Annotated in this window: 4 protein-coding genes and 1 pseudogene; 2 read left to right on the forward strand and 3 right to left on the reverse strand. The window is 71.7% G+C overall.

Annotated elements, in window-relative coordinates:
• Nucleotides 1-75: 75 nt before the first annotated feature.
• Nucleotides 76-7,482: a type I polyketide synthase gene (locus tag J7E86_RS12140; protein WP_215081608.1), complete on the reverse strand. Its 7,407-nt coding sequence runs from the start codon at nt 7,480-7,482 to the stop codon at nt 76-78.
• A gap of 1,154 nt (nt 7,483-8,636) precedes the next feature.
• Here J7E86_RS12140 and J7E86_RS12145 point away from each other — a divergent pair.
• Complete coding sequence (locus J7E86_RS12145; RefSeq protein WP_251019021.1) at nt 8,637-9,131, forward strand: RICIN domain-containing protein; 495 nt, start codon at nt 8,637-8,639, stop codon at nt 9,129-9,131.
• A 9-nt stretch (nt 9,132-9,140) separates the two neighbouring features.
• Here J7E86_RS12145 and J7E86_RS30980 read toward each other — a convergent pair.
• Nucleotides 9,141-9,248: pseudogene (locus tag J7E86_RS30980) on the reverse strand (IS5/IS1182 family transposase); the annotation flags it as partial.
• Between the two features lie 53 nt (nt 9,249-9,301).
• Between J7E86_RS30980 and J7E86_RS12150 the strand changes: the two are divergent.
• On the forward strand, nt 9,302-10,327 hold the full coding sequence (locus tag J7E86_RS12150; RefSeq protein ID WP_215081610.1) for a YihY/virulence factor BrkB family protein: 1,026 nt from the start codon (nt 9,302-9,304) through the stop codon (nt 10,325-10,327).
• Between the two features lie 99 nt (nt 10,328-10,426).
• Here J7E86_RS12150 and J7E86_RS12155 read toward each other — a convergent pair whose 3' ends face one another.
• Entirely contained in the window at nt 10,427-12,691 is a 2,265-nt protein-coding gene (locus J7E86_RS12155) for a cation-translocating P-type ATPase (RefSeq protein WP_215081611.1), read from the reverse strand.
• Nucleotides 12,692-12,751: the final 60 nt, after the last annotated feature.

Below are 12,751 nucleotides of genomic sequence, written 5' to 3' on the forward strand. Positions count from 1 at the left end.
GGAGGCCGTGCCGGGTCGAGACCGACCTGCCGACTCTACCGAGGCCCTGCCGGTCAGCACAGGACCGTGACGACATCACGGCGCCGGCTGTGCGTCGGCCGGCTGCGGCCCGTCGGGCGAGTGGATGCCCAGACGTCCGTGGATCAGCCGGGCGAAGTGATTCAGGCTGCCGCTGGCGCCGATGAGTTCGCTGGGGGGAATGTGGATGTCGAAGTATTCGCGGACATGGAGGATGAACTCGGCTCCCATGAGGGAGTCCAGGCCGAACTCCTCCACACGCCGCTCCCGGTCCAGTTCGGCCGCTTCTGTGTGCAGCACGGTGGCGAGGTGGCGGGCCAGGACGTCGGCGATGGTGCGTACGGCCTCCTCAGGAGTCAGCGACGCCAGGGAACGCAGCAGTTCCTCGCGGCTGTCGTCCATGTCCGCGACGTCGGTGGGGACGAGCCCGGAGTAGCGAGGGGTCGCGAGGGCCGGCAGGAGGCGGCGGGCACGGGCCCAGCGGTAGCGGCCGATGCCCGCGACGTCGGTGTCCGAGGTGAGGAGGCCGTCGGCGGCGGTGAACGCCTCGGCCGGGGCGAGCGGGTCGAAGCCGAGGCCGGTCATGGTGGCCCCCAGGTCGTTGCGGGCGACGTATCCGGTTTCGGCGATCGGGCCCCAGGCGATCGCCGTGGCGGTACGCCCTGCGTGACGGCGGGCCCGTGCCAGGGCTTCCAGGTAGGCGTTGCCGGCCACGTACGGTGCCTGTGCGAGGTTGCCGGTGGCCGCGGTGACCGACGAGTACAGGAGGAAGAGGTCGAGGTCACGGTCGGCGGTGAGCCGGTCGAGGACGGTGGCGCCGGCGGCCTTGGGGGCGAGGACGGCGGCGAATCGGTCGTCGGTGAGGTCGGCCAGCGGCGCGTCGTCCAGGTGCATGGCGCAGTGAACCACTCCGCGCAGCCGGTGTCCGGTGGCGTCGACAGCGGCGATCACGCGGCGTACGGCCGCTTCGTCGGTGACGTCGGCGGCGTAGGCCGTGGCCTGTACTCCGCGGCGGGTGAGTCGCTCACGTACGGCGGCTCCTTCGGGGGCCTCGCTGCCGCGGCGGCTGAGCAGGGCCAGGTGGCGGGCGCCGCGGTCCGCGAGCCAGTCGGCGGTGGCTGCCCCGAAGCCGCCCAGTCCACCTGTGATCAGGTAGGTGCCTTCCGCGTCGAGCACCGGTACGCCGAGGGCCGGCTCGACGGGCACCGGCTCGTCCAGCTGGTCGAGGGACACGACGACCTTGCCCGTGTGACGCGAATGCTGGAGCAGCCGGAAGGCCTCCTCGACATGAGCGGCCGGATAGACGATGTGCGGCAACGGACGGTACTGGCCGTCGGCCACCCGCTCCGCGATCTCCTGCGACAGACGGGGGCCTCGGACCGAGTCGAGCACGACGTTGTCGAGGTTGAACCCCAGGAAGGTGAGGCTGCGCTGGAAGGGGCGCAGCAGCAGGGGGTTGTTGAGGAAGATGTCCCGCTTGCCGAGTTCGATGAAGCGGCCGTTGGGGCGCAGGAGGTCGAGGCTCTGGCCGATGGCCTCGCCGCGGAGGGAGTTGACGACGATGTCGACGCCCTTGCCCTCGGTCAGCTCGCGAACGCGTGGGGCGAAGTCGAGGGTGCGGGAGTTCAGGACGTGCTCGGCGCCCAGGGTGAGCAGCAGGTCGCGTTTGGCCTCGGTGCCCGCTGTGGCGATGACGCGCAGGCCCAGGTGCCGGGCGCACTGGACGACGGCGAGGCCGACGGCTCCGGCGCCCCCGTGCACCAGCACGGTCTCGCCGGGGAACGGCCGGGCTTCCTGGACAAGGGTGTGATGAGCGGTCAGGAAGGCCACCGGGAAGGTCGCCGCCTCCGCACAGGTCATGCCGTCGGGGACGGGGCAGGCGGCGTAGGCGAGCATGAGGGCATGGGAGGCGAGCGCCGCGGCCATCAGCCCGGCCACCCGGTCGCCGACCGCGAAGCCCGTGACCCCGGGGCCGACGGCGCTGACGATGCCCGCCCCGTCCGTGCCCAGCCCACGGCTGAGCGGTGTGCCCTCGACGGACTCGGGTGGCAGCAGTCCGTTGGCGCGCATGGGATCGCGATAGTTCAGCGCGACCGCTCGCAGCTCGACCAGGAGCTCGCCGGGGCCGGGACGGAGCGGCTCGGTCTCCCGCCAAACGAGCCGCCGGGAGAAGCCGGGCGACCTGACGTCGAGGGCGAAGGACGAACGGGAGGGCACGGGAGTGGACTCCTCGGCCAGGTGCTGGGTCTGGCGCGGGACGAACCGGCCGGCCTTGGTGAGCACGACCTCGTCCTCGTCGGTGGCCACCAGCAGTTCGCGGGCCAGGTGGCGGGCGTCGGTCACCGGATCACCGGTGCGCTCCAGGGAGATCCGTCGCATGTGCAGCTCGGGTTGTTCGTTGGCCAGGGTGCGGGCGGCGCCCCAGACCGCCGCGTCGGCGGGGTGGGTGGGGCGCTCGGGTGCCGGGAAGAGGCCGCTGGGGCGGGTGACCAGCCACAGCCGGGGGCCGCTGTCCTGCGACCGCTCGGCGTGGGTGGCGGCCAGGGCCCGGAGGACGGCGGCGGTGCGTGTCGTCCGGGAGACCACTGCTGCCGGATCGTCCGGACTGTCGGGCTCACCCAGCAGCAGGACGACCGCGGTGGCCCCGTCGGGCAACGCGGTGGCCCACGCGGCGGGGTCGTCGGTGGCGGCCATCGTGGAGGCGCCGCCCAGCAGGCCGGAGAGCGCATGCGCGGTCGGGGTCTCGCCCGGGGTCTCCGTGGCGATGACCCAGGCGGCGTCCGGGGCCGGTACGGGTGGGTCGGGTTCGGGCGACGCGTCGTCCGGGAGACGGTCCGCGGCGGTCAGAAGGACGCAGTGGTCGTCCGTGTCCGTCTGTACGGTGCCGCTGAATCCGCATTCCTGCAGGAGCGGCGCCCACCGGTCCCGGGGCAGCAGCACGGTGTCCGGGCGCCGGGCATGGTCGCGGCGCTGCCAGAACGCCTCCGTGCCACCGTGAAGGAGCCCCAGCCGCCGCGCGTGGTGCGATTCGACGGCGAGCAGGTGGCCTCCCGGGGCGAGCAGGGTGTGGACGCGGCGCAGGGCCTCGGCCAGGTCGGCGGCACTGTGCAGGGCGTCGTCGGCGACGATCAGATCGAACGTACCCCGGAGGAAGCCCTGGTCGACGGGATCGGTGTCCAGGTCGAGGGCGCGGTGCTCGACGAAGTCGTAGGCGGCAAGGCGTGGTCCGCCCCCGGTGGTGGTGGTCTCCTCGGTGTCGGTGCGGGTGTAGCGGGTACGGTCCGCCGGCAGGAGCGGGAGCAGGGCCACGGTCAGGGCCTGGGTCCTCGCGCCGAGTTGCAGCACCCGCAGGGGGCGGTCCCCGGGCCAGTGGCGGACGAGCTCGCCGACCAGGGTCTGCGCGACGCGGTGGGCGAAGCGACGCGCCGGCGCGGCTTCGTAGAGCTGCTCGGCGGAGGTGTCTCCCGCCTCGAGGGGTTCCGGCGCGTGCGCGGCGTCGCGCAGCAGGGCCGGCAGGCGCCGTAGATGGGTGTTGAGGAGTGTCGTCTCGGCGACGAACGCCGGATGGTCTTCCACGAGGCTCCTCAGCAGCTCCTCGTGGCGTGGTCCGCCGCCGGTCAGCTGCCATCGGTCCGCACCGGCCGGGCGGGCCAGCCCGTGGCGGGCCACCAGCGGGAGCATGAGCCGCACCAGCCTTCGGTGCCGGGGCTGGAGTCCGCCGACCATCAGGTCGGGCAGGCCGAAGGAGGCGCTCGGGTCGGCGAGGAGGCCGGCCAGGGACCGGGCCCAGCAGTGAGCGGCCGCCTCGTCGAGGGCTGCGGTGAAGCGGTCGTATCCGGTCTCCTCCAGCGCGTCGCGCAGCCGGCTGATCCGCTCGTGGACGGCACCGAGCAGCTCGGCGGGCGGGGGTAGCGGCGAGGGCGCGGCCGCCAGGGCCGGGTCCGGGGCGGCGCGCAGGACCGTGTGCTGAACGGTGAGTGGAGTGTGGTTGGTGTTGTAGCGCCGGGTCCGGATGCCGTCGATCTCCACGGTGACGGTGCCGTCCTCGTCGGCATAGGTGACGTCCCAGCACAGCTCGGTCTCGGTGCGGCTGCGCTGGCGCAGGTGCATGATGCCGGTGGCCGAGGGGCTGCTCCATACCTTCACCGAGTCGAACACGGACGGCAGGTAGGCCTGGCCGGCGCGAATGTAGTGCTCCACCAGCGCGACGGTGGCCTGGAAGGGGCCGTCCAGCAGGACGGGGTGGACCGTGTACTGCTCGGCCGGGTTCTCATGCCGGTAGAAGGCGAACAATTCACCGTCCCCGACACGCAAATCGCGCACCAGCTGGAAGGTGGGGCCGACGCGGAGGCCGAGGCTGTGGCACATCTCGTAGAAGTCGGAACGGCTGATCGTGCGGGGGCACCGCGCCCGGACCGCTTCGGCGTCGATCGGTGCGGAGGCCGTCCCGAGCAGGGTGCGGACCTGCGCGCGCACGATCGGCTGGCACGGGGTCCCACGGCCTTCGCTGCTGCCGATGGTCAGCGTGCCGTCCTCCCGCGTGACGGCCGTCTGCAGGCGGAGGGTACCGGGATCGGGCCAGCCGATCGGCAGCGGACGGGAGATGCCCAGATACCGCACCTCCACCGGACGGTTCAGCGCCAGCCGCCCGGCGGACACGGCCATCTCGACGTACGCGGCGGCGGGCATCAGCACCGAACCGCCGAGCTTGTGATCGCCCAGCCAGGGCACCAGCTGGGGTTCGACGGCGCCCTCCCACAGCGCGTGGGGGCCCGGGAGCCGTTCGCCCAGCAGGGGGTGTTCGAGGTGACCGGTGCCGCTGGTGCGCAGGTGGAGGTCCTGCGGAGTGCCGATCCAGTGCCGCTCATGCTGCCAGGGGTAGGCGGGGAGGTCGGCCACCCGGCCCGGGGAGGGGAAGTGCGACCGCCAGTCGACGCGGGAGCCGGCCGCCAGCAGGGCGGCGACGGCGGCGGCCGTCTCCCGGGGGCCCTCGCCGTCACGGTGGAGCGTGGGGACGTAGGTGGCGCCGGTGCGCCGCAGATAGGGGCGCAGCACCGGATGCGGGCCGATCTCGACGACGATGTCGGCGTGGTCGGCGAGGAGGCGGGCGACGGCGTCGCGGAAGCGGACCGGTTCACGGATGTTGCGCCACCAGTAGTCGGCGGTCAGTTCCTCGCCGGCCAGCTCGGCGCCGGTGACGGTGGAGAGGAAGGGGATGCGTGTGGCGGTGGGTTCGAGTCGGGACAGCGCGTTGTTCAGCGGGTGCTTGAGGGGGTCCATGGCGCGGCTGTGGAAGGCGTAGTCGAGACCGAGGTCGCGGAAGAAGACGTCCCGGGCCGTCAACCGGGCGCCCAGCGCTTCCAGCGCCTCCGCATCGCCGGCGACCGTGACGCTCCGGTCGCCGTTGATGCCGGCGATCTCCAGGGCGTCGCCGTAGGCCGCCAGTTCCTCCCGGGCCTCCTGCTCGGACAGCTCGACGGCGGCCATCCGGCCGGTGCCCGCGGTGGTGCCCTGGGTGCGGCTGCGTTCGGCGATCACCTTGGCGGCCTGTTCGAGGGTCAGCGCCCCGGCGGCATGGGCCGCGGCCACTTCGCCGACGCTGTGCCCGATGACGGCCGCCGGATGCAGCCCGTTGGCCGCGAGCAGGGCGACCAGGCCCACCTGGACGGCGAAGAGGGCGGGTTGGGCGGCCTCGGTGTGCTGCCAGTGGGCCGGCTGCGGGTGGGCCAGCTCCTTGGCCACCGACCAGCCCAGGTGCGGCATCAGTGCGGCATCGGCCTGCTGGACGGCGTCGCGGAAGGCCGGTTCACCGGCCATGAGGTCGGCGGCCATGGCCGGCCACTGGGAGCCGTTGCCCGAGAAGACGTACGCCACCGTGTCCCGCTCGGCCTTGCGGACCATGGCGCCGTGGGAGGGTGCTTCCGCGAGGACCCTTTCGAGCCGGTCGGCTGCTTCATCGGGGCCGTCGGCCAGGACGGCCGCGCGGTGCGTATGGGCACTGCGGCGCCGGGTGCTGGTGTGGGCCAGGTCGTAGAACTCCTCGGGCGCCGCCTCCCGCAGTTGTTCCACGACGCGCGCGGCCAGCTCCCGCAGCGCCTTCGCCGAGCGGGCGGAGACGACCACGGGGAGTGTGCCGCCGCCGCGGTCCTCCCGGGATGCCGGTGCCGGCGCCGGTGGACGGGTGAGGACGACGTGGCCGTTGGCACCGCCGAACCCGAAGGAGTTCACCCCCACCGCCGCCCTGGCCCGGTGCGGGAGCTCGATGGGTTCGACCGTGGGGGCCAGGCCGAGGCCGGCGAAGTCGATGTCCGGGTTGAGCGTCCGGGCGTGCAGCGTGGCCGGGGCCCTGCCGTGCCGCAGCACCAGCACCGCCTTGAACAGGCCGGCCATCCCCGAGGCCGGTTCCAGGTGCCCCAGGTTGGACTTCACGGAACCGATCGGAAGGGGCCCCACCGTCCGGTGCCGGCCCAGTGCTCGTCCGATGGCGCGTGCTTCGGCCGGATCCCCCACGGCGGTTCCGGTGCCGTGTGCCTCGAAGTACACCAGGTCGTCGGGGCCCACCCCGGCCCGTTCGTAGACGGCACGCAGCAGCGTCTCCTGGGCCTGGGCGTTGGGCACGGACATGCCGTGCGTACGGCCGTCGCAGTTGCTGCCGGTGCCGGGGATCAGCGCGTGGATCCGGTCTCCGTCGGCCAGCGCGTCGGTCAGCCGCTTGAGGACGATCACGCCTCCGCCCTCCGCGCGGACGAAACCGTCGGCATCGGCGGAGAAGGCCGCGCACCGCCCGCGCGGCGAGAGGAGGGCCGCTTGCGAGAAGCCGGAGAACGAATAGGGGTTGTCCAGCACGTTGATGCCGCCGACCAGGGCGGTGCGGCCCTCGCCCTGCAGCAGTGCACGGCAGGCCCGGTCGAGGGCGACCAGTGTGGAGGAGCAGGCGGTGTCGATCGCCATGCTCGGTCCGCGCAGGTCGAAGCAGTACGACATCCGGTTCGCCGCGATGGACAGGCTGGAGCCGCTCATCGTGTAGGGGTTGGCGTACTCCTCCACCGTGCCCTGGACCGTCCCGTAGAACGGGTCGGAGATGCCGACGAAGACACAGGTGTCCGACCCGGCCAGTGACTCGGCGGGGATCCCGGCGTCGTCCAGCGCCTCCGCGGACATCTCCAGCAGGAGCCGCTGTTGGGGGTCCATGGCTGCGGCCTCCTTCGGGGCGATTCCGAAGTAGGCCGCGTCGAAGCCCGTCACGTCGTCGAGGAAGCCGCCGGCCGCCGTGTAGCTCCGGCAGGGCCGCAGGGCGCCGACGTCCACGAACCGGGTCTTGTCGATTCGGTCCGCCGGCATCTCGCCGACTGCGTCCCTGCCTTCGCACAAGGCCGCCCACAGCTCGTCGAGGTCGCGGATTCCCCCGGGGAGCCGGCAGGCCGCGCCCACCACAGCCACCGCGTGGTCGTCATGTTGTTTCATCCTCAGCCCCCCGTCGGATGCTTGCCCATGGCCGGTCCGCGTACCTGACTCATATGCCTGCCCGGCTGCGGAACGGCTCAGTGAAAAACAACCCGTTCGAGGTAACTCGCCTTGCAGTGACGCAAGTTCAGCCGAAGAACGACTACCGTGAGCTGGTGTCGTCTCCTCGCCGAGCTCGACTGGTGTCGACCGCCGTGCACCTGCCCCCTCGCTACCGGACGATGGAACAGGTCAGGGCAGGCATCGCCAGGGCCAAGAGTCCAGGCCAAGATCATTGACGTGAAGCGCCGTCAAAGCTTGTGAACCTTCATCGCTCCGTGATCGCTATCCACTGTTCGAACTCTTCGAACTCATTGACAAACGCTGGGCCCTCCGAGGCATTGCCAAGGCTCACCACGCCGGCCCGCTTGCCGTACGTGCCGGTTGTTACCCCGTGGCATTCCGAGTCGCTGGATCATTCCCAGGTGTCGAGAGCCTCGCTGCGGCGCGTCCACTTCACGGTCGACGGAGCCCCGGTCTCCTCGGCTGCGAGGAAGACGGCACAGCCTTCGACGCTTTGTCCCTCGGAGGCTTCCTTGTACGCGGTGTGACTCGCACCCTGACACCGGTCAAAGCGGCGAGTGACCAGCGGGTTGGACGGATCCCCTGTGGGGTCGAAGGATGTGAGGACCATCAGCTCCGTCAGCCGCTTGCCGCCCTTGGGCTGGGGGAGCCTACCCCTCTACCGGATACGGCCACGGCCAGGACCACCGACTCCGAGCCGAGGCGACGCGGGCTACACCCTGCGGTGCTCTGCCGGGGAGGTCTCTCAGCTGTGGTCGCGGAGCGGGGGCCAGCGTCTCTCACCCCCTCCTTGGTGAAGGCGCCATCCTCGTGGCCCAATCCCAGCGCACACGACTGCCGGCACCAGGGACGGCTGCTCCTCGTGATCAACTCCTGTGAAATTCCGACATAGAGCCTCACGTCTGTTGTCGGCAACCAGCCCGGGTGGGAGACTCCTGGCACCTGACCGGAGAATTCCGCCGACGTCTCCAGCAGGCAGCCGCAACACTTGCGATGCTCGGACCCCTTCCTCTGCACCTACCGGGTGCCGTTCGGGCTCTCCACCAGTTTCCAGTCAGAAACCGGAGAAGCTCATGTCCATACGACGTAGATTGTTCGCGTTCGTCACCGCGGTGTTGGCGATGCCGGCCCTCTCCGTAGCCGCCGGTGCACCTGCGCAGGCCGCAGGTTTCAGCCCGATCAACGTCTGGAATTCGAGCCACTGTCTCGACAACGCCACCGAAAATGCAACGAAGCTCCAGATGTGGTCGTGCGGCAGTGGCTCCGAGCAGAAGTGGCTCGACGGGTTCAACACCCAGACTCGCCTGTTCACCTTCACCAATGCACGCACCGGACGATGCATCACCGCACCGGCTTCGGGATCGGGGACGGTCACGATGGCGTTCTGCGACGCAGCCGCGACCACCCAGCAGTGGCGCGTCTTCTTCGCGGACAACCCCAACGGGCCGCCCTCGGGCTGGTACGACGTTTGGCAGAACGCGTCGAGCGGGCTATGCCTGTCGACGCCCAGCGTGCGAAACGGCACCCTCGTGCAAACGACGCCGTGCGATCCGTCTGATCAATACGACCGGTGGCACAAGCAGTAAGACCGTGTCCTACGGGGTGATGCGGACGAGGCGCTTGTAGCAGCACATGGCTACGGCGAGACCGAGGAAAGCCAGGTAGTTGCGGGGAAGTCGCTCGTGTCGGGGGCTCAGCGCCCGGCCCGGCGGCAGCGGACCGTTTCGCGGGCGGTACGACGGGTTACCCGGCGGCCATGGCGCGAACACCGAAAGGCGGGCGGCGGCAGGGTCCCGGACGGGAGGGCCCCGGCCCCGGCTCGGGCCGCCCTCCTCCCGAGGGGCCGGGAGACCTGCCGAAGAAGTCCTGGTGGGCGGTGCTGCGGCGGACGGCCGCGGAGTTCAAGGACGACGAGCTCACCGACCGGGCCGCGGCGCTGACCTACTACGGGATCCTGTCCCTCTTCCCCGCGCTCCTGGTGCTCGTGTCACTGCTGGGCATCGCGGGCAAGTCGGCCACCGAGAGCGTCCTGGACAACCTCCGGCAGCTCACCCCGGGGACGGCCCGGCAGGTGATCACCGACGCGGTGCGGCAATTGCAGGGCGGCACGGGTATCGGCTCCCTGCTGGCGGTCCTCGGCCTGCTGGGCGCCGTGTGGTCGGCCTCCGGGTACGTCGCGGCGTTCATCCGGGCCTCCAACGCCGTCTACGACCTGCCCGAGGGCCGGCCCGTGTGGAAGCTGACCCCGCTGCGTCTGGCCTTGACCGTGGTGCTGATGGTCATGGCCTGCGCCAGTGTGCTGATCGTGGTCTTCACCGGCGGACTCGCCCGGCAGGCGGGCACCGCGCTGGGCGTCGGCGACACGGCCATGACGGCCTGGTCGATCGCCAAGTGGCCGGTGCTCGTGCTGCTGGTCAGCCTCATGATCGCCGTCCTGTACTGGGCGGCGCCGAACGTCAGGGGCCGGGGCTTCGCGTGGGTCACCCCGGGCAGCGTTCTCGCCCTGCTCATCTGGCTGGCCGCGTCCGCCGGGTTCGCCCTCTACGCGGCGAACTTCGCCTCGTACAACAAGACCTACGGCACCCTCGCCGGCGTCATCGTCTTCCTGGTGTGGCTGTGGCTCACCAATCTGGCGATCCTGCTGGGCCTGGAGTTCGACGCCGAGCTGGCCCGTGAGCGCGCCATCTCCACCGGCCACGACGCGCGGGACGAGCCGTACGTCGAGCCGCGCGACACCCGCACGTGGAGCGATGAGCAGCGGCGACGGACGGATGACCCGTGAGCGGCCGCACCTGACACCCACCGGCCGGACGGATCCTCGCGGTGGTGCGACACGAGTGTGCGGGGCGGAGCGCTGCTCCGCCCCGCACGGTCGAACGGCTCACGCGTCGGCGCGGAAGCCCCGCAGGCGGAGGCTGTTGCCGACGACGAAGACCGAGGAGAAGGCCATCGCCGCTCCGGCGATCATGGGGTTGAGGAGGCCGGCGGCGGCGAGGGGGAGGGCCGCGACGTTGTAGGCGAAGGCCCAGAAGAGGTTGGTCCTGATGGTGCCGAGGGTCTTGCGGGAGAGGCGGATGGCGTCCGCGGCGGCGCGGAGGTCGCCGCGGACGAGCGTGAGGTCGCCGGCCTCGATGGCGGCGTCGGTGCCGGTGCCCATGGCGAGTCCGAGGTCGGCCTGGGCGAGGGCGGCGGCGTCGTTGACGCCGTCGCCGACCATGGCCACCGAACGGCCTTCGGCTTGGAGGCGCTTGACGACGTCGACCTTGTCCTGCGGCATGACCTCGGCGATGACCTCGTCGATGCCGACCTCGGCGGCGACGGCGTCGGCGACGGCCCGGTTGTCCCCGGTGAGCAGGATGGGCGTCAGCCCCAGCGCGCGCAGCCGGCGGATCGCCTCCGCGCTCGTGTCCTTGACCGCGTCGGCGACCTCCAGCACGGCGCGCGCCTCGCCGTCCCAGGCGACGGCGATGGCGGTACGGCCGGCGGCCTCGGCCGCCGACTTGGTTCGTGCCAGTTCCACCGGCAGGTGTATGGCCCACTCGGCGAGGAGCTTCTCGCGGCCGACGAGGACGGCGTGGCCGTCGACGACTCCCTGGACGCCGAGGCCGGGGACGTTGGCGAAGTCCTCAGGCGTCGGCAGGGTGCCGACGCGTTCGGTGGCGCCGGTGGCGACGGCCTGGGCGATGGGGTGTTCGGAGGCGTGCTCCAGAGCGCCGGCGAGGCGCAGGACGTCGGTCTGCGAGGTGCCTTGGGTGGTGTGGACCTTGAGGAGGGTCATGCGGCCGGTGGTGACGGTGCCGGTCTTGTCCAGGACGATCGTGTCGACCTTGCGTGTCGTTTCCAGGACCTCGGGGCCCTTGATGAGGATGCCGAGCTGGGCGCCGCGGCCGGTGCCGACCATGAGGGCGGTGGGGGTGGCGAGGCCGAGGGCGCAGGGGCAGGCGATGATCAGTACGGCCACGGCGGCGGTGAAGGCTGCGGTCAGGCCCGAGCCGCTGCCGAGCCAGAAGCCGAGCGTGCCGAGCGCCAGCGCGATGACGACGGGGACGAAGACGGCGGAGATCCTGTCGGCGAGGCGCTGGGCTGCGGCCTTGCCGTTCTGGGCGTCCTCGACGAGCTTGGCCATGCGGGCGAGCTGGGTGTCGGATCCGACGCGGGTGGCCTCGACGACGAGCCGGCCGCCCGCGTTGAGGGTGGCACCGGTGACGCTGTCGCCCACGCCGACCTCGACGGGCACGGATTCGCCGGTGAGCATGGAGGCGTCGACGGCGGAGGTGCCCTCGACGACGGTGCCGTCGGTGGCGATCTTCTCGCCGGGCCGGACCAGGAAGCGGTCGCCTGCCGCGAGTTCGGCGGTGGGGATCAGTTCTTCACGGCCGCCGCGCAGGACGGTGACCTCCTTGGCGCCCAGTTCCAGCAGGGCCTTGAGCGCGGCACCGGCCTTGCGCTTGGAACGGGCCTCGAAGTAGCGCCCGGCCAGGATGAACGCGGTGACGCCCGCGGCGGCTTCGAGGTAGATGTTGCCCGCGCCGTCGCTGCGCGCGATGGTGAGCTCGAAGGCGTGGGTCATGCCGGGCATGCCGGCGTCGCCGAAGAACAGGGCCCACAGCGACCACAGGAACGCGGCCGACGTGCCGAGCGAGATCAGCGTGTCCATGGTGGCCGCGCCGTGCCGGGCGTTGGTGACGGCCGCGCGGTGGAAGGGCCAGGCCGCGTACGTGACCACGGGGGCGGTCAGCGTCAGCGACAGCCACTGCCAGTACTCGAACTGCCAGGCCGGGACCATCGCCAGGAGGATCACGGGCACGGCCAGCGTCACGGCGGTGACCAGCCGCTGCCGCAGCGGACGCAGCTCGTCGGCCTCGGCGGCGGCTTCCTCGCCACCGTCGGTGCACGCGGACCGGGCGGGCGCGGGCGGCGCGGCGGTGTAGCCGGTGGCCTCGACCGTGGCGACCAGGTCGGCCAACGCAACGTCCCCGCGATAGGTGACCTTGGCCTTCTCGGTGGCGTAGTTGACGGTCGCCTCCACACCGTCCATGCGGTTGAGCTTCTTCTCGATACGGGCGGCACACGAGGCGCAGGTCATACCGCCGATGGCGAGTTCGACCTCGGCTGTGCCGGTGGTCCCTGTGGTCGTGATGGTCATCGCTGCTCCTCGGACTGGAAGACGGGCGCGGGCGCCCGGCGGTCGGCCGGGCTCCCGGAG

This window comes from Streptomyces sp. ISL-11 (assembly GCF_018614525.1).
Lineage (GTDB): Bacteria > Actinomycetota > Actinomycetes > Streptomycetales > Streptomycetaceae > Streptomyces.